The 18,725-nt window shown below is 67.0% G+C and carries 13 protein-coding genes; 4 read left to right on the top strand and 9 right to left on the bottom strand.

All coding sequences use genetic code 11. The features are described from left to right. The first annotated feature begins 116 nt into the window (after positions 1-116). A complete protein-coding gene (locus ACIBNA_RS00225; RefSeq protein ID WP_399163053.1) occupies positions 117-1,493 on the top strand; it encodes a S41 family peptidase in 1,377 nt (458 codons plus the stop codon). Here ACIBNA_RS00225 and ACIBNA_RS00220 read toward each other — a convergent pair. Both ACIBNA_RS00220 and ACIBNA_RS00215 read right to left on the bottom strand, forming a co-directional pair. Continuing rightward, entirely contained in the window at positions 1,490-1,690 is a 201-nt protein-coding gene (locus tag ACIBNA_RS00220; protein WP_399163052.1) for a DUF397 domain-containing protein, read from the bottom strand. The two genes, ACIBNA_RS00225 and ACIBNA_RS00220, sit on opposite strands and share 4 nt — an antisense overlap. Continuing rightward, entirely contained in the window at positions 1,687-2,565 is an 879-nt protein-coding gene (locus ACIBNA_RS00215) for a helix-turn-helix domain-containing protein (RefSeq protein ID WP_399163051.1), read from the bottom strand. Before ACIBNA_RS00215 ends, ACIBNA_RS00220 begins: the two co-directional genes overlap by 4 nt. 152 nt (positions 2,566-2,717) lie before the next feature. Between ACIBNA_RS00215 and ACIBNA_RS00210 the strand changes: the two genes are divergently transcribed. From ACIBNA_RS00210 to ACIBNA_RS00200, 3 genes are all read left to right on the top strand, one after another. Beyond that, positions 2,718-3,128, top strand: coding sequence for an ATP-binding protein (locus tag ACIBNA_RS00210; protein ID WP_399163050.1), 411 nt, complete (start codon positions 2,718-2,720; stop codon positions 3,126-3,128). Positions 3,129-3,399: 271 nt separating this feature from the next. After that, positions 3,400-4,257 carry a helix-turn-helix domain-containing protein gene (locus tag ACIBNA_RS00205; protein WP_399163049.1) on the top strand — a complete coding sequence of 286 codons (858 nt, stop codon included), beginning with the start codon at positions 3,400-3,402 and terminating at the stop codon, positions 4,255-4,257. 49 nt (positions 4,258-4,306) lie between these two features. Then, a complete protein-coding gene (locus ACIBNA_RS00200; RefSeq protein ID WP_399163048.1) occupies positions 4,307-4,918 on the top strand; it encodes a Uma2 family endonuclease in 612 nt (203 codons plus the stop codon). Between the two features lie 495 nt (positions 4,919-5,413). On the opposite strand, the gene tuf is transcribed toward ACIBNA_RS00200, so the two are convergent. From tuf to rpoB, 7 genes are all read right to left on the bottom strand, one after another. Continuing rightward, positions 5,414-6,607 (bottom strand): elongation factor Tu, encoded by a 1,194-nt coding sequence (gene tuf / locus ACIBNA_RS00195; protein WP_030839706.1) that lies wholly within the window; start codon positions 6,605-6,607, stop codon positions 5,414-5,416. Between the two features lie 156 nt (positions 6,608-6,763). Continuing rightward, positions 6,764-8,890 carry an elongation factor G gene (fusA, locus tag ACIBNA_RS00190; RefSeq protein WP_399163047.1) on the bottom strand — a complete coding sequence of 709 codons (2,127 nt, stop codon included), beginning with the start codon at positions 8,888-8,890 and terminating at the stop codon, positions 6,764-6,766. 39 nt (positions 8,891-8,929) lie between these two features. Beyond that, on the bottom strand, positions 8,930-9,400 hold the full coding sequence (gene rpsG, locus ACIBNA_RS00185) for a 30S ribosomal protein S7 (protein WP_003998848.1): 471 nt from the start codon (positions 9,398-9,400) through the stop codon (positions 8,930-8,932). A gap of 2 nt (positions 9,401-9,402) precedes the next feature. Next, the gene (gene rpsL, locus ACIBNA_RS00180; RefSeq protein WP_003948652.1) at positions 9,403-9,774 is read right to left on the bottom strand and encodes a 30S ribosomal protein S12; all 372 of its coding nucleotides are present in this window, start codon (positions 9,772-9,774) and stop codon (positions 9,403-9,405) included. A gap of 338 nt (positions 9,775-10,112) precedes the next feature. Beyond that, positions 10,113-10,643 carry a DUF1707 and DUF4190 domain-containing protein gene (locus ACIBNA_RS00175; protein ID WP_399163046.1) on the bottom strand — a complete coding sequence of 177 codons (531 nt, stop codon included), beginning with the start codon at positions 10,641-10,643 and terminating at the stop codon, positions 10,113-10,115. 139 nt (positions 10,644-10,782) lie between these two features. After that, complete coding sequence (locus ACIBNA_RS00170) at positions 10,783-14,682, bottom strand: DNA-directed RNA polymerase subunit beta' (RefSeq protein WP_399163045.1); 3,900 nt, start codon at positions 14,680-14,682, stop codon at positions 10,783-10,785. A gap of 94 nt (positions 14,683-14,776) precedes the next feature. Continuing rightward, on the bottom strand, positions 14,777-18,262 hold the full coding sequence (gene rpoB, locus ACIBNA_RS00165; RefSeq protein WP_399163044.1) for a DNA-directed RNA polymerase subunit beta: 3,486 nt from the start codon (positions 18,260-18,262) through the stop codon (positions 14,777-14,779). Between the last annotated feature and the right edge of the window lie 463 nt (positions 18,263-18,725).

Genomic DNA, 18,725 nt, shown 5'->3' with positions numbered 1-18,725 from the left:
GCAGCGGCGAACCGGCCGGGGGCTGCCCCCACCCCCGTCCACCAGCCCACCGGATGGCCCGTCCCCACTCCCCCAGACACCGTGGTGACCCACGACCACGAAAACGGGGACCCCTCATGCGTACCGTCACAGCCTCCGCCCTCATCCTCGCCCTCGCCGCAGCCGCGGCCGCGCCCGCAGTCGCCACACCCGGCAAGCCGAGTACCGACGGCCTCTGGCGCATGGACGGCTACGGCACCGTCCTCTCTCTCGACGGCGACGCCCTCCAGGAGTTCCAGACGACATCGGTCAGCTGCCTCAAGGGCGACACCGCCCGGCGCACCGGCGCGGGCGCGTACACGAACGCGTACGGCACCGTACTGACCATCCGCTCCGGCTCGAACCACAACCGCGCCTCCCTCGGCGCCGACAGCTCCGTCGGCCACCGCACCCTGCGGCGGATCCACGCCCTCCCCGCCGACTGCACACGCCCCACCCCGAAGGATCCCCGCACAGCCTTCGACGTCTTGTGGCACTCCTTCGCCGAGAACTACCCCTTCTTCGCCGCGAAGGGCGTCGACTGGCAGGACGTCCGAGACCGGTACCGGCCGAAGGTGCGCAAGAACACCACCCGCAAGGAGCTCTTCGGGATCTTCAGCGACATGGTGCGGCCCCTCTACGACGCCCATGTCGCCGTCCAGGACGGGGAGCGAGTCTTCGCCCAGATGCGGCCGGGCACCGAACTGCCTTCCCCGCAACTGGACGCCAAGGTCAAGAAGTTCGTCCTCGACCGCGACCTCAAGGACGCCCCGTACCGCCAGGACTTCGCCAACGGCCGCATCACCTACGCCGACCTGCCCGGCAGCGCCGACCAGGGCTACCTCCGCATCTCCGGCTTCGCCGGCTACACCCCCGAGAACGCCCCGTACGGCGCCCACCTCGCCGAACTCGACAAGGCCCTGGACACCATCCTCACCAAGGACCGCACCCAACGGCTCAAAGGACTGATCACCGACCTGCGCATCAACGGCGGCGGCTCCGACGCCCTCGGCATCCACATCGCCGAGCGCCTGACGGACAAGTCCTACGTCGCCTACGCCAAGCGCGCCCGCAACCACCCCACCGACCCGGGCCGGCACACCCGCCCCGAGCCCATCCGGGTCGTCCCGGCCGACGGGCCCCGCTACACCGGCCCCATCGCCGTACTCACCGGAGGCTCCACCGTCAGCGCGGGCGAGACCTTCACCCAGGCCCTCATGGACCGGCCGGGCCGCACCATCCGCATCGGCCAGCCCACGCAGGGCGTCTTCTCGGACGTCATGGAACGCAATCTGCCCAACGGCATGACCGCCTTCCTCCCGAACGAGGAGTTCCTCAACCGCTCCGGCGACACCTACGACGGCACGGGCATCCCGCCCCACCTGACCGAACCGGTCTTCACCAAGGAGGAGTTCGCCAAGAAGCGCGACTCGGCTTTCGACCGTGCGGTGAGCGTCCTTCGGAACGACGGCTAGACGGAGCCCAGGAAGTCCGACCAGGCCTCCGGCGCGAGGGCGAGTCGGGGGCCTGCGGTGTGCTTGGAGTCGCGGACATGCACAGTGCGGGGCACTATCGCGATTTCGACGCAGGAGTTGCCGTCCGTGCCACTGCTGTAGCTGCTCTTGAACCAAGTCAGTTCGGAGGTGTCCCCGGCAGAAGCGTTGCGGATCATGTTTCTCCCAGCACTTGCTCGATGAAGGCCAGCGACTCCCGCGGTGGGAGCGCCTGCGCTCGGATGGTGCCATACCGCAGCTCAAGGATGCGGAGCTGCTTCGGATCGGTGGTCGGCCGCCCGCTGAACGCACCGTCGGAACGCCCCACCGCCGAACCGTCCGGGAACTTCAGCAGCTCGATCTTGCCGTCCACCCCTGGGTGGGCATCCGTGTTCGTCGGCATGATCTGAAGTGTGACGTTACGCAACCGCCCCACCTCCAGCAGGTGTTCGAGCTGCTGTCGCCACACCATTGTGCCCCCGACCCGTCGGCGCAGCACCGCCTCCTCCAGGACGTAGTGCACCGACGGGGCCGGATCGCGTTCGAAGACCGACTGCCGGGCCATCCGGGCGGCCACCATCCGTTCCACATCGTCCGGCGAATACGGGGGCTGCGCCGCCTCGAACAAGGCACGCGCATGCTCCGGCGTCTGCAACAGCCCGTGGACGCTGTTGCACTCATACACCCCGATCTCAACCGCCTGCCCCTCCAACTTGGCCAGCTCCCGAACTTTCTTGGGATACCGGACCCTCTTCACGTCCTCCCACGTCGCCGCAATCAGCCCACCCGCCCCCAGCACCTCATCAGCCCTGACCAGATAGTCCTGCCGAGGGATCCGCTTCCCGCCCTCGATCTTGTAGACCATGTCCTCGCCGTACCCGACCGCCGTCCCGAACTCGGCGGCCCGCATCCCCACCGCCTCCCGCCGCAGCTTCAGCTGCCGCCCGACGGTGGCGATGACCGCGACGCCCCACTCGTCGTCCGGATCCACCTCCCAACCCGGCTCGTCCGCCTCGCCCTTGAGCCGACCCGCGTCCGCCTCGACCGCCGTCATCCCGCACCCTTCCGTCGTACGACCGTGCCCAACGCCCTACCCGTACGCCTGATCCCGACAGCCCGGACATGACTGGACAAGCTCCGGACAGTTACCGTACGCACCCGCTGAGTCACTGTTCACAGTAAGCACGGACCGCCACGCTGAGTGACGTGAAACAGAAAACCACCGAAGTCGCCACCCTCATCCGCAACTTCAGCATCCAGCTGTCCCCCACCCCACGCGGCGCCCGCCTGGCCCGTCTCCTGGCCACCGAACAACTGCGCTCCTGGGGCCTGCCGTTGGACCCGGCGGCGCAGCTCATCGCGGAGCTGTCGACCAACGCCGCGACCCATGGCCGCATCCCGGGACGCGACTTCCGCCTGCTCCTCTACGTCGTATCCGACACCCTCCGCATCGAGGTCACGGACACCCGCGACGACCGGCTGCCGACACCACAACTCCCCACCCCGGAGTCCGAGTCCGGCCGCGGCCTGCTCCTCGTCGACGCACTCGCCGACCGCTGGGGCGTCACCCCGGGCCTGCCACCACGCAAGACCGTCTGGGCCGAACTCACCCTCTGACCCCCGAAGCACCGGGTCCCAACACCTCGCGCCCCGGTGCCGCAGGCGGTCTTCCTCAAGGACCATGACGAGGAAAGAACCCCACCGAGCCCCACCCCTCCCGCCCAGGCCGCCGCCTCACTCACGCGAGTGAACATCGCCAACTCAGCTGGATTCGGGAGCCATTGCCTGCCCTACGCTCAGCGCAACACACCGCAGACATGCGACGGCCCTCGCCGGGACGGCAATCCCAGTGCGAGGGCCTGACCACCGAGGAAGAGAGAGCTTCCCGATGGATACGCAGAACCCTAACGTGCCCACGCACGCCCACACCCCCGTAACCGGCAAGAGCCACCTGAACCGACGCCCCCACACCGGCCTGGTTCACGACAACACCCGCCACACCACCCGCTTCACGGTGATCGGCAACCACCTCGCCCAGCACCCGGAGCTGTCGCTGCTCGCGATCAGGCTCGGCACGCACATCCAGTCGCTCCCAGCAGGAGCCCGAGTCGACATCAAGTCCCTCACCGCCCGCTTCCCGGAGGGCACGAACCGTATCGCCGCGGCTCTGCGCGAGCTGGAGGCCCACGGCTACCTGCGGCGAGAGCGCGAACGCGTCCCCGACGGCCGGATCATCACCCGCACGATCTCCTGCAACCAGCCCGGCCGGCATGCGGCCGACACCCACACCCCGGTACGGCGAGCGCACGCGCCGGGGAAACGGACCCCCGCAAAGCCTCTCCCCGCGGTACCGCACCCCGCTTCCCCCTCCCCCACCCTGCTCCAGCAGGCCACGGACCTCCTCGCGGACCTCCGCCGCCACGACTCCCGCTTGCTCCTCTCCGCCCGCGACACCGCACACCTCGCCCCCGGCGTCGCCGCATGGCTCGAACGCGACGTCACCCCTGCCGCCGTACGCCAGGCCCTGACCACCGCCCTCCCACCCGAGGACCTCCGCCGCCCGGCCGCCCTCCTGGCCCACCGCCTCGCAGCCCAGCTACCGCCACCGCCCCCGTTCCGCGCCGCTACGCCCCCGCCGCCCGCCCCTCACCGATTCCAGACCTGCGACGGCTGCGACCGCGCCTTCCGCGCACAGGCCCCCGGCCACTGCCGCGAGTGCCGATCAAGTCTCCTGGAGGCCGCATAGCATGAGAGCGACGATCCTTGCCCCTGGGCACAGACGAGGAGCGAGCGCCATGACCACCGCCTCGGAGAACGAGCAGCAGGGCGCCTCCCACCGGTATCGGGCCATGCGGGACTTCGTCCAGACCACGGACGACTCCCTACCCGGCAAGTTCGAGGTCACCAAGGAAGGAATCGTCCACGACATGATGGCGCCCGTGGGCCCGCACGAGCTGACCACCCTGCACCTGCGCAGACGCCTCGAAAAGGTGATGCCGGAGGAGATCGTGGCCCACACAGGCGAACCCGATGTGGAGGACGAGTCCGAGGGCATCATGCGCCGCCCCGACGTGATGGTGATCGCCCTGGAGGACATGGACGTCCCGGGTTCCTTCGACCCCCGCACACTGGTCGCCGCCATCGAGGTCGTCTCCCGCTCCAACCCGGACAACGACTGGGTCACCAAGATGCGCGACTACCCCATCATGGGCATCCCGGTCTACGCCCTCTTCGACCCCCGCACCGGCACCGGCACCGTCCTCACCGACATCCACCACACCCCTGACGGCCCTCGGTACGCCACGCGCAAGGACTTCGTCTACGGCGAAGACGTGACCATCGCCGACTGGACGATCGCGACGGAGGGCCTGCCCCTGTACCGGGACAGCGGCGCCCCGCAGGAGTGAGCCGGTAGAGGCGCCGCTCAGGCTCCCTGCCCATGGCACGCACCACCCCACCGCGCCCTGTCGACGTCACAGCCCACTTCCCTGAACTGACACCACTCGCCCGGACCTCCGTGCGACTGCACCCCGCGCCGGTGCGCCCACCATCGCCGACAGCTCGATCGGCGGCCCGCTGCTGTGGCCGGCCGACGAACCGTGGCCGACCTGACCGGACCACTCCGGCCCCTGGCGACGCGGCCTCGTGCCCGACGACGTACGACTCCGCCGGCGCATCCTGGACGATGCGTGGAGCAGGCCCCGGGCTGACGGTGCGGACTTGCTGACGCCGGACGGCAGCGACGTGTTGCAGATGCTGTGGTGCGCGGCCGACCATGCCGGGGACTACCTGCCGCGCACCGTGTCAATGACCAACAAACAGCAAAAGGGCCCGCACGACCGAAGTCGTACGAGCCCCTTCGAGCCACTCAGGTCAGTCGACCCTCAAGCCAGTCCGAAGACTTACTTGTTGATCTTGGTGACCTGGCCGGCGCCCACGGTCCGGCCACCCTCACGGATGGCGAACTTCAGGCCCTCCTCCATGGCGACGGGCTGGATGAGCTCCACCTTCATCTCGGTGTTGTCACCCGGCATGACCATCTCGGTGCCCTCGGGGAGGGTCACGACGCCGGTCACGTCCGTCGTACGGAAGTAGAACTGCGGGCGGTAGTTGTTGAAGAACGGCGTGTGGCGGCCACCCTCGTCCTTGGACAGGATGTAGGCCTGCGCCTCGAACTCGGTGTGCGGGGTGACCGAGCCCGGCTTGATGATGACCTGGCCGCGCTCGACGTCCTCGCGCTTGATGCCACGGAGGAGCAGACCGACGTTCTCACCGGCCTGGCCCTCGTCGAGCAGCTTGCGGAACATCTCGATGCCGGTGACCGTGGTGGTGGTCTTCTCCTGCTTGATGCCCACGATGTCAACGGTCTCGTTGACCTTGAGGACACCACGCTCGATACGGCCGGTGACGACCGTACCGCGACCGGTGATCGTGAAGACGTCCTCGATCGGCATGAGGAACGGCTTGTCGACGTCACGCTCGGGCTGCGGGATGTTCTCGTCCACGGCCTTCATGAGCTCGAGGACGGAGTTGCCCCACTCCTTGTCGCCCTCGAGGGCCTTGAGCGCCGAGACCTTGACGACCGGCAGGTCGTCGCCCGGGAACTCGTACTCGGAGAGGAGCTCACGGACCTCGAGCTCGACGAGCTCCAGGATCTCCTCGTCGTCCACCATGTCGGCCTTGTTCAGGGCGACGACGATGTACGGAACGCCGACCTGGCGGGCCAGGAGCACGTGCTCCTTGGTCTGCGGCATCGGGCCGTCGGTGGCGGCGACCACGAGGATGGCGCCGTCCATCTGCGCCGCACCCGTGATCATGTTCTTGATGTAGTCCGCGTGACCGGGGCAGTCGACGTGGGCGTAGTGACGCGTCTCGGTCTGGTACTCGACGTGCGCGATGGAGATGGTGATACCGCGCTGGCGCTCCTCAGGAGCCTTGTCGATCTGGTCGAAGGCCGAGGCCTCGTTCAGGTCCGGGTACGCGTCGTGCAGCACCTTGGTAATGGCGGCCGTGAGGGTCGTCTTACCGTGGTCGATGTGACCGATGGTGCCGATGTTGACGTGCGGCTTAGTCCGCTCGAACTTCGCCTTCGCCACTGGGGTCCTCCTGTGGAGTGGTTCTGGTACGCCTTACTCATCGGCGCCAGGTGATCTTTGCTGGAAAGCCCGGGCCCCGGGGCATTCTCACCACGATTGCGGCGGAATGCCCCTCAAGGCTCCGGAGTCAAGCCTACGGCGTGTAGACGCGGTGCGTTACTCGCCCTTGGCCTTCGCGATGATCTCCTCGGCGACGTTCCGGGGAACCTCGGCGTAGGAGTCGAACTGCATGGAGTAGCTGGCACGGCCGGACGTCTTGCTGCGCAGGTCGCCGACGTAGCCGAACATCTCCGAAAGGGGCACGAGGCCCTTCACGACGCGGGCACCGGCCCGCTCCTCCATGGCCTGGATCTGACCACGGCGGGAGTTGATGTCGCCGATGACCTCACCCATGTAGTCCTCGGGCGTGGTGACCTCGACGGCCATCATCGGCTCGAGCAGCACGGGGCTGGCCTTGCGCGCGGCCTCCTTGAAGGCCTGCGAACCGGCGATCTTGAACGCGAGCTCGGAGGAGTCGACCTCGTGGTAGGCACCGTCGAGCAGCGTCACGCGGACACCGGTCATCTCGTAACCGGCGAGGATGCCGAACTGCATGGCCTCCTGCGCACCGGCGTCCACCGAAGGAATGTACTCCTTCGGCACACGGCCACCGGTCACCTTGTTGATGAACTCGTAAGAGGCGTCGCCGCCCTCGATCGGCTCGACCGCGATGATGACGCGGGCGAACTGGCCGGTACCACCCGTCTGCTTCTTGTGGGTGAACTCGACCTTCTCGACGGCCTTGCGAATGGTCTCGCGGTACGCGACCTGCGGCTTGCCGACGTTGGCCTCGACCTTGAACTCACGGCGCATACGGTCGACCAGCACCTCGAGGTGCAGCTCGCCCATGCCGCCGATGATGGTCTGGCCGGTCTCCTCGTCCGAGTGGACCTGGAAGGACGGGTCCTCCTCGGCCAGGCGCTGGATCGCGACGCCGAGCTTCTCCTGATCGCCCTTCGACTTGGGCTCGATGGCGACCTGGATGACCGGAGCCGGGAAGTCCATGGACTCCAGGATGACCGGGCTCTTGTCGTCGGACAGCGTCTCACCGGTGGTGGTCTGCTTCAGGCCCATGACGGCGACGATGTCGCCGGCGCCCACCGACTCGATCTCCTCACGCTTGTTCGCGTGCATGCGGTAGATCTTGCCGATGCGCTCCTTCTTGCCCTTCACGGAGTTCAGCACCTGGGTGCCGGAGTGCAGGCGGCCCGAGTAGACCCGGACGAAGGTGAGCTTGCCGAGGTGCGGGTCGCTCATGATCTTGAACGCGAGCGCGGCGAGGGGCTCCTCGTCCGACGGCTTGCGCACGATGACCTGCTCCGGGTCCTTGACGTCGTGGCCCTCGATGGCCTCGACGTCGAGCGGGGTGGGCAGGTAGCGCACGACCGCGTCGAGCAGGGGCTGGACGCCCTTGTTCTTGAACGCGGTGCCGCAGAACACGGGGGTGACGGTGGTGCCGCCGCCCTTGCCGGACGCGATGGTGATGCGACGGATCGCGGCGTAGAGCTGCTCCACGGTGGGCTCGGTGCCCTCCAGGTACAGCTCCATCAGCTCTTCGTCGTTCTCGGCGACGGCCTCGAGCAGCTTGCCGCGGTACTCCTCGGCAGCCTCGGCGTGGGTGTCCGGGATGTCGACGGTGTCGTACATCTCACCCTTGGTCGCCTCGGCCGACCAGACCAGGGCCTTCATCGTCACGAGGTCGATGACGCCCTTGAAGTCCGCCTCGGCACCGATCGGCAGCTGCATGACCAGAGGCTGCGCGCCCAGGCGGTCGGAGATCATGTCGACGCAGCGGTGGAACTCGGCACCCGTGCGGTCGAGCTTGTTGACGAAGCAGATACGCGGAACGCCGTAGCGGTCCGCCTGACGCCACACCGTCTCGGACTGGGGCTCAACACCGGCGACACCGTCGAACACCGTCACGGCACCGTCGAGCACGCGCAGGGAGCGCTCCACCTCGACGGTGAAGTCGACGTGACCCGGGGTGTCGATGATGTTGATGGTGTAGTCGTTGTCCTCAAGCGGCCAGTGACAGGTGGTGGCAGCAGAGGTGATCGTGATGCCACGCTCCTGCTCCTGCTCCATCCAGTCCATGGTGGCAGCGCCGTCGTGGACCTCACCGATCTTGTACGAAACGCCGGTGTAGAACAGGATCCGCTCGGTGGTGGTCGTCTTGCCCGCGTCGATGTGGGCCATGATCCCGATGTTGCGGACCCTGGCCAGGTCAAGTGAAGTGGTAGCCATAAGGCTTCAGTCTTCTCTCGGTCTCGATGTGGGTAGCGACTACCAGCGGTAGTGCGCGAAGGCCTTGTTGGACTCGGCCATCTTGTGGGTGTCCTCGCGCTTCTTCACGGCCGCACCGAGGCCGTTGGAGGCATCGAGAAGCTCGTTGAGGAGACGCTCGGTCATGGTCTTCTCGCGACGGGCGCGGGAGTAACCGACGAGCCAGCGCAGCGCCAGGGTGTTGGCACGGCCGGGCTTGACCTCGACCGGGACCTGGTAGGTGGCGCCACCGACACGGCGGGACTTGACCTCGAGGGTCGGCTTGATGTTCTCGAGAGCGCGCTTCAGCGTGATGACCGGGTCGTTGCCGGTCTTCTCGCGCAGGCCCTCCATGGCGCCGTAGACGATGCGCTCGGCGGTGGAGCGCTTGCCGTTCAGCAGCACCTTGTTGATCAGGGAGGTCACCAGAGGAGAACCGTAGACCGGGTCGATGATGACCGGGCGCTTCGGGGCGGGGCCCTTACGAGGCATTCTTACTTCTCCTTCTTGGCGCCGTAGCGGCTGCGGGCCTGCTTGCGGTTCTTGACACCCTGAGTGTCGAGCGAGCCGCGGATGATCTTGTAGCGAACACCCGGCAGGTCCTTCACACGGCCGCCGCGCACGAGCACGATGGAGTGCTCCTGCAGGTTGTGTCCCTCACCCGGAATGTAAGCGGTGACCTCGATCCCGCTGGTCAGACGCACACGCGCGACCTTACGCAGGGCCGAGTTCGGCTTCTTCGGGGTGGTCGTGAACACACGCGTGCAGACGCCACGACGCTGAGGGGAACCCTCGAGTGCGGGCGTCTTGTTCTTCTCGACCTTGTCCTGCCGGCCCTTGCGGACCAGCTGCTGGATCGTAGGCACTACTTCTCCGGTTTCTGTGTGCCGATGGTGAAGCTAACCTGGAACGTCGCCGACCCACGCGGTCGGGTGTGTCGAATCCCGCGGACTCCCGCCGCCAGGCAGAAATAAGCGCAGATTACGGTGGCCGGTGTCAGCTCGCTGTGCGGTTGATGGCACGCACGAGAGCCAGGGCACACCCCAGGCACAAGGTCTGAGCGTACCTATCGCATTCGCTGCGGTCAAAACAAATGGGTGCCGCCCGCATCACCATGCGGGACATGTCAAGAGCCCCGGCCGTTGTCGATCTTCAATTCGAATGACGGCTATCCGATTTGTGCATGTTTCTTGCTGCCGGATCGTCACCCGGCCACGATGGACACCACCGTCAGCAACACCAGGACGAGTGCCCAGCCCACCGTGGACAACCACCCGAGTACGAGACCGGTCAGCGCGAGCCCGTCCCCCAGCTCTCCCCGGCTGCGGATCTCGGCCCGCGCCACGTGCCCCAGCACCACGGCCGGAATCCCGGTCAGCCCCATGGTCGGCACACACAGCAGCCCGCACACGCCGGCCGCCACCGCCTTCCCGTTCGTCTGCGGCCGCGGCACGGGCAGGAACGTCCGCGGCACGGGCACGACCCCGGCAGATTGCGGCACAGGCCCCAGAGGCAGATCGGCGACGAGCACCGCCAGCTCCCCCACGGTCCGCGCCGCATACGCCCGCGCCACCCGCTTCTCGAACTCGTCGTGCTCCATCCGCCCCTCGCCGTACCCGGCTCTGAGCACGTCCACGGCCCGCTCACGGTCGGCATGCGAGGCGAGCATCGACGGGCCACTGGAGCCCTGCCAGGGCTGCCAGGGCTGCCAGGACGGATAGGGCGGCTGGGACACGTAAGGCACCTCCCCCGGACGCCGGAGTCCCTCCATGATGCGCCCTGACGGCCCTCCTGGCACCGGCGCGTCCCCGCGGACACGCCGAAAGGCGGCCACCCCGAGAGGTGACCGCCCTTCAGTGCTTCAGACGTACGCCTTACTGGTTGTACGGACCGTAGTCGTAGTCCTCCAGCGGCACGGCCTGGCCGGAGCCCGTGCCGAACGGCGAGTAGTCGATGTCGTCGTAGCCGACGGCCGAGTACATAGCGGCCTTGGCCTCCTCGGTCGGCTCGACCCGGATGTTGCGGTAGCGGGACAGACCCGTACCGGCCGGGATGAGCTTACCGATGATGACGTTCTCCTTGAGGCCGATGAGGCTGTCGGACTTGGCGTTGATCGCCGCGTCCGTCAGGACTCGGGTCGTCTCCTGGAAGGAGGCGGCCGACAGCCAGGATTCCGTCGCCAGCGAGGCCTTGGTGATGCCCATGAGCTGCGGACGGCCGGAGGCCGGGTGACCGCCCTCCTGGACCACACGACGGTTCTCGGTCTCGAACTTCGAGCGCTCGACCAGCTCGCCGGGCAGCAGCTCGGCGTCGCCGGACTCGATGATCGTCACGCGGCGCAGCATCTGCCGGATGATGATCTCGATGTGCTTGTCGTGGATCGACACACCCTGCGAGTTGTAGACCTTCTGGACCTCGCCGACCAGGTGGACCTGGACGGCACGCTGGCCCAGGATGCGCAGCACGTCGTGCGGGTTGGTGGCACCCACGGTGAGCTTCTGGCCCACCTCGACGTGCTCGCCCTCGCTGACCAGGAGTCGGGCGCGCTTCGAGATCGGGAACGCCGTCTCGTCGCTGCCGTCGTCCGGCGTGATGACCAGCTTCTTGGTCTTCTCGGTCTCCTCGATCCGGACGCGGCCGGAGGCCTCGGAGATCGGGGCGACACCCTTCGGGGTACGGGCCTCGAAGAGCTCGACGACACGCGGCAGACCCTGGGTGATGTCGTCACCGGCCACACCACCGGTGTGGAAGGTACGCATCGTCAGCTGGGTACCGGGCTCACCGATGGACTGGGCGGCGATGATGCCGACCGCCTCACCGATGTCGACCAGCTTGCCGGTGGCCAGCGAACGGCCGTAGCACATCGCGCAGGTGCCGACGGCGGACTCGCAGGTCAGGACCGAGCGGGTCTTGACCTCCTCGACGCCGTGGCGGACCAGCTCGTCGATGAGCACGTCGCCGAGGTCGGTACCGGCCGGGGCCAGCACCTTGCCGTCGACCACGATGTCCTCGGCGAGGCAGCGCGCGTACACGGACGTCTCGACGTCCTCCGCCTTGAGCAGCGTGCCCTCGGCGTTCCGGCCGGCGATCTTCAGACGCAGACCGCGCTCGGTGCCGCAGTCCTCCTCGCGAATGATGACGTCCTGGGAGACGTCGACCAGACGACGGGTGAGGTAACCGGAGTCGGCGGTACGCAGAGCGGTGTCCGCCAGACCCTTACGGGCACCGTGCGTGGAGATGAAGTACTCCAGCACGGACAGGCCCTCACGGAAGGAGGCCTTGATGGGACGCGGGATCGTCTCGTTCTTCGCGTTCGACACCAGACCACGCATACCGGCGATCTGACGCATCTGCATCATGTTGCCTCGTGCGCCCGAGTTCACCATCATGAAGATCGGGTTGGTCTTCGGGAAGTTGTCGTTCATCGCCTCGGCGACCTCGTTGGTCGCCTTGGTCCAGATCGCGATGAGCTCCTGCGTGCGCTCGTCCTTGGTGATCAGACCGCGCTCGTACTGCTTCTGGACCTTCTCGTCCTGCGCCTCGTAGCCCTTGACGATCTCCTTCTTCGCCTCGGGAACGACGACGTCGGAGATGGCCACGGTGACGCCGGAACGGGTCGCCCAGAAGAAGCCGGCCGCCTTCAGGTTGTCGAGCGTCGCCGCCACGATGACCTTCGGGTAGCGCTCGGCGAGGTCGTTGACGATCTCGGAGAGCTGCTTCTTGCCGACCTCGTAGTCGACGAACGGGTAGTCCTCGGGCAGCAGCTCGTTGAAGAGCGCACGGCCCAGGGTGGTGTTCAGCCGGAAGCTGTCACCCTGCTGCCACTCGGGCTCACCCTCCTCGCGCGCCGGCGGGGTCCAGCCACGCGGCGGGATGGTGCCGACCGGGAAGCGGACGTCGATCCTCGACTGGAGCGACAGCTCGCCCGCGTCGAAGGCCATGATCGCCTCGGCGACCGAGGCGAAGGAACGGCCCTCGCCCTTGAGCTCGCGCATCTCGCCGTCGGTGGTGAGGAAGAACAGACCGAGGACCATGTCCTGGGTCGGCATCGTCACCGGACGGCCGTCGGCGGGCTTGAGGATGTTGTTCGAGGACAGCATCAGGATGCGGGCCTCGGCCTGCGCCTCCGCGGACAGCGGCAGGTGCACGGCCATCTGGTCACCGTCGAAGTCCGCGTTGAACGCGGTGCACACGAGCGGGTGGATCTGAATGGCCTTGCCCTCGACCAGCTGCGGCTCGAAGGCCTGGATGCCGAGGCGGTGCAGCGTGGGCGCACGGTTCAGCAGAACCGGGTGCTCCGCGATGACCTCTTCCAGCACGTCGTACACGACCGTGCGGCCGCGCTCGACCATGCGCTTGGCGCTCTTGATGTTCTGCGCGTGGTTCAGGTCGACCAGGCGCTTCATCACGAACGGCTTGAAGAGCTCCAGCGCCATCGCCTTCGGCAGACCGCACTGGTGCAGCTTCAGCTGCGGACCGACGACGATCACGGAACGCGCGGAGTAGTCCACACGCTTACCGAGCAGGTTCTGACGGAAGCGACCCTGCTTACCCTTCAGCATGTCGCTGAGGGACTTCAGCGGGCGGTTACCGGGACCGGTGACCGGGCGACCACGACGGCCGTTGTCGAACAGCGCGTCGACGGCCTCCTGGAGCATGCGCTTCTCGTTGTTCACGATGATCTCGGGCGCGCCGAGGTCGAGAAGCCGCTTCAGTCGGTTGTTCCGGTTGATCACACGGCGGTACAGGTCGTTCAGGTCGGAGGTCGCGAAGCGGCCACCGTCCAGCTGCACCATCGGACGCAGGTCCGGCGGGATGACCGGCACGCAGTCGAGCACCATGCCCTTGGGGCTGTTGGACGTCTGCAGGAACGCGGAGACGACCTTCAGGCGCTTGAGCGCACGGGTCTTCTTCTGGCCCTTGCCGGTCCGGATGATCTCGCGGAGGCGCTCGGCCTCCTCGTCGAGGTCGAAGGACTCCAGGCGCTTCTGCAGCGCCGCGGCACCCATCGAGCCGTCGAAGTACGTGCCGAAGCGGTCACGCAGCTCGCGGTAGAGCAGCTCGTCGCCCTCCAGGTCCTGGACCTTGAGGTTCTTGAAGCGGTTCCACACCTCGTCGAGACGGTCGATCTCGCGCTGCGCACGGTCGCGCAGCTGCTTCATCTCACGCTCGGCACCCTCGCGCACCTTGCGGCGCACGTCGGCCTTGGCGCCCTCGGCCTCCAGCTCGGCCAGGTCGGTCTCGAGCTTCTTGGCCCGGGCCTCCAGGTCGGCGTCGCGGCGCTGCTCGATCTGCTGGCGCTCGACGGAGACGTGGGCCTCCAGCGAGGGCAGGTCGCGGGTGCGGCGCTCCTCGTCGACGTACGTGATCATGTACGCCGCGAAGTAGATGACCTTCTCCAGGTCCTTCGGGGCGAGGTCGAGCAGGTAACCCAGCCGCGACGGGACGCCCTTGAAGTACCAGATGTGCGTGACGGGCGCGGCGAGCTCGATGTGGCCCATCCGCTCACGGCGCACCTTGGCGCGCGTGACCTCGACGCCACAGCGCTCACAGATGATGCCCTTGAAGCGGACACGCTTGTACTTGCCGCAGTAGCACTCCCAGTCCCGGGTCGGACCGAAGATCTTCTCGCAGAAGAGTCCGTCCTTTTCGGGCTTGAGCGTGCGGTAGTTGATCGTCTCGGGCTTCTTGACCTCGCCGTGGCTCCACTGACGGATGTCGTCAGCGGTGGCCAGACCGATCCGGAGCTCGTCGAAGAAGTTGACGTCGAGCACTATGCGTCAATCCCTCTCAGGGTTGTAAGTCATGGGGTCTGATACGGGGGTCCTGGGGCCGGCGGCCTTCATGACGAAGGCCGCCGAACTCCCGTCAGACCTCTTCGACGCTGCTCGGCTCACGCCGGGACAGGTCGATGCCAAGCTCCTCCGCAGCGCGGAAGACGTCCTCGTCGGTGTCGCGCATCTCGATGGACATGCCGTCCGAGGACAGCACCTCCACGTTGAGGCACAGGGACTGCATCTCCTTGATGAGCACCTTGAAGGACTCGGGGATGCCGGGCTCGGGGATGTTCTCGCCCTTGACGATGGCCTCGTAGACCTTCACGCGGCCGGTGACGTCGTCGGACTTGATGGTCAGCAGCTCCTGGAGGGCGTACGCGGCGCCGTAAGCCTCCAGCGCCCACACCTCCATCTCACCGAAGCGCTGGCCACCGAACTGGGCCTTACCACCCAGCGGCTGCTGGGTGATCATCGAGTACGGGCCGGTCGAACGGGCGTGCAGCTTGTCGTCGACCAGGTGGTGCAGCTTGAGGATGTACATGTAGCCGACCGAGATCGGCTCCGGGAACGGCTCACCGGAGCGGCCGTCGAACAGCCGCGCCTTGCCGGACGGGAGCACCATGCGCTCGCCGTCGCGGTTCGGGATGGTGTGGTTCAGCAGACCGGCCAGCTCGTCCTCGCGGGCACCGTCGAAGACCGGCGTCGCGACGTTGGTCCGCGGCGGGACCTGGTCGGCGTCGATGGCCTGCAGGCGCTGCGCCCAGTCCTCCGCCAGGCCGGAGACGTCCCAGCCCTGGCTGGCGAGCCAGCCGAGGTGGATCTCCAGGACCTGTCCCGGGTTCATTCGGGACGGGACACCCAGCGGGTTGAGGATGATGTCGACCGGGGTGCCGTCCTCCAGGAACGGCATGTCCTCGATCGGCAGGATCTTGGAGATGACGCCCTTGTTGCCGTGGCGGCCGGCGAGCTTGTCACCGTCGGTGATCTTGCGCTTCTGCGCGACGTAGACGCGCACCAGCTGGTTCACACCGGGGGGAAGCTCGTCGCCCTCCTCGCGGTCGAAGACGCGCACGCCGATGACCTTGCCGGTCTCGCCGTGCGGCACCTTCAGCGAGGTGTCACGGACCTCACGGGCCTTCTCACCGAAGATCGCGCGCAGCAGGCGCTCCTCCGGCGTCAGCTCGGTCTCACCCTTGGGCGTGACCTTGCCGACGAGGATGTCACCGGCGATGACCTCGGCACCGATGCGGATGATGCCGCGCTCGTCGAGGTCGGCGAGGACCTCCTCGGAGACGTTCGGGATGTCCCGCGTGATCTCCTCGGGGCCGAGCTTGGTGTCACGGGCGTCGACCTCGTGCTCCTCGATGTGGATCGAGGAGAGGACGTCGTCCTGCACGAGGCGCTGCGACAGGATGATCGCGTCCTCGTAGTTGTGACCCTCCCACGGCATGAACGCCACGAGCAGGTTCTTGCCCAGCGCCATCTCGCCGTTCTGGGTGGCCGGACCGTCGGCCAGGACCTGGCCCTCGATGATCCGGTCGCCCTCGGCCACGATGACCTTCTGGTTGACCGAGGTGCCCTGGTTGGAACGGGCGAACTTGGCCAGGCGGTACGTGATGTACGTGCCGTCGTCGTTGGCGGTGGTGATGTAGTCCGCGGAGACCTCCTGGACCACACCGGCCTTCTCGGCCTTGACCACGTCGCCGGCGTCGACCGCGGAGCGGTACTCCATGCCGGTGCCGACGAGCGGGGACTCGGACTTAATCAGCGGCACGGCCTGACGCATCATGTTCGCGCCCATGAGGGCACGGTTGGCGTCGTCGTGCTCGAGGAAGGGGATCATGGCGGTCGCGACCGACACCATCTGGCGCGGCGAGACGTCCATGTAGTCCACGTCTTCGCCGCCGACGTAGTCGACCTCGCCGCCCTTACGGCGGACCAGCACGCGGGCCTCGGCGAAGCGGAGTTCGTCCGTCAGCGGCGCGTTGGCCTGCGCGATGACGAAGCGGTCCTCCTCGTCGGCCGTGAGGTAGTCGACCTGGTCGGTGACCTGGCCCTCGAACACCTTGCGGTACGGGGTCTCGACAAAACCGAAGGCGTTCACGCGACCGTAGGTGGCGAGCGAGCCGATCAGACCGATGTTCGGGCCTTCAGGGGTCTCGATCGGGCACATGCGGCCGTAGTGCGAGGGGTGCACGTCACGGACCTCGAAGCCGGCCCGCTCACGGGACAGACCACCCGGGCCGAGCGCGGACAGACGCCGCTTGTGCGTCAGACCCGACAGCGGGTTGTTCTGGTCCATGAACTGGGACAGCTGGCTGGTGCCGAAGAACTCCTTGATGGAGGCGACGACCGGCCGGATGTTGATCAGGGTCTGCGGCGTGATCGCCTCGACGTCCTGGGTCGTCATCCGCTCGCGGACGACACGCTCCATACGCGCCAGACCCGTACGGACCTGGTTCTGGATGAGCTCGCCGACGCTGCGCAGGCGGCGGTTGCCGAAGTGATCGATGTCGTCGGTCTCGACGACCACGGACGTGCCGTTGTCACCGACCGTCTCGGTCTCGCCGGCGTGCAGCTTCACCAGGTACTTGATCGTCGCGATGATGTCCTCGACGGTCAGGATCCCTGCGTCCAGCGGGGTGTCCGTACCCAGCTTCTTGTTGACCTTGTAGCGGCCGACCTTGGCCAGGTCGTAGCGCTTGGGGTTGAAGTAGAGGTTCTCGAGCAGCGTCTGCGCGGCCTCACGCGTCGGGGGCTCGCCCGGGCGCAGCTTGCGGTAGATGTCGAGCAGCGCGTCATCCTGGCCCTGGGTGTGGTCCTTCTCCAGGGTGGCGCGCATGGACTCGTACTCGCCGAACTCCTCGAGGATCTGCTCGGTGGTCCAGCCGAGCGCCTTGAGCAGGACGGTGACGGACTGCTTGCGCTTGCGGTCGATGCGGACACCGACCATGTCGCGCTTGTCGATCTCCATCTCCAGCCAGGCACCCCGGGACGGGATGATCTTGGCGGAGAAGATGTCCTTGTCGGACGTCTTGTCGATGGAGGAGTCGAAGTAGACACCCGGCGAGCGGACGAGCTGCGACACCACGACACGCTCGGTGCCGTTGATGACGAAGGTGCCCTTGTTCGTCATGAGCGGGAAGTCGCCCATGAAGACCGTCTGGGACTTGATCTCGCCGGTCTCGTTGTTCGTGAACTCGGCGGTGACGAAGAGCGGGGCCGCGTACGTGAAGTCGCGCTCCTTGCACTCGTCGATCGAGTTCTTCGGCGGCTCGAAGCGGTGGTCGCGGAAGGTCAGCGACATCGACCCGCTGAAGTCCTCGATCGGGGAGATCTCCTCGAAGATCTCCTCGAGCCCGGACTTGGTGGGGACGTCCTGACCGTTCTCGAGAGCCTCCTCGACCCGACTCTGCCAGGCGGTGTTGCCGAGCAGCCAGTCGAAGCTCTCGGTCTGCAGCGCGAGCAGGTTCGGAACCTCGAGAGGCTCCTTGATCTTTGCAAAAGAGATGCGCAGCGGGGCAGTGCTGGCGGCGTTGTTCGTATTCGCGGTCGAGGCGTTGCGCGAGGCGGCCAAGAGGGGGTCCTTCCGAGGGCTCGGACTCACTACGCGCGTACCGGCCCCTCTCCCGTACACAGAGACAAGCTATGTCGGTCCGGCCGAAAAGCCAGGTCAGACAGGTCTTGTCGTCGATGCTCGGGCGAGGGCAGACCCCTGGTGACGGGCAGGGGACAGCTAACAGGCAGCGCAAAGGGTCAGTGTAGCCACCCGGCACACTGATGTCCAGTGCGGGTTCTGAAACCCGTGTTCACCCTCGTTGTTCCACTCCTGCGACAAGGCGCTGCCCTCAACGCACGTTGATACTGCCCTCTTCGTCGCCGATCCATACCTCGGATTCGGATCCTTGTGGCGACGCGTCCTGAGAATTGCGCGCTGCGTGCGGTTCGTCAAGGCCCCCCTGCCCGAACCGGGGCCCGCCCAGAGACACGACGAAGATCACCATACCCCCCGCCACAGAGGGTGCAAGGCAACCGTGGCC

The organism is Streptomyces sp. NPDC050164 (genome assembly GCF_044459945.1).
Lineage (GTDB): Bacteria > Actinomycetota > Actinomycetes > Streptomycetales > Streptomycetaceae > Streptomyces > Streptomyces coeruleorubidus_A.
The sequence above is the reverse complement of the archived record's forward strand: the minus strand, read 5'-3'. Positions and strand labels throughout refer to the sequence as shown.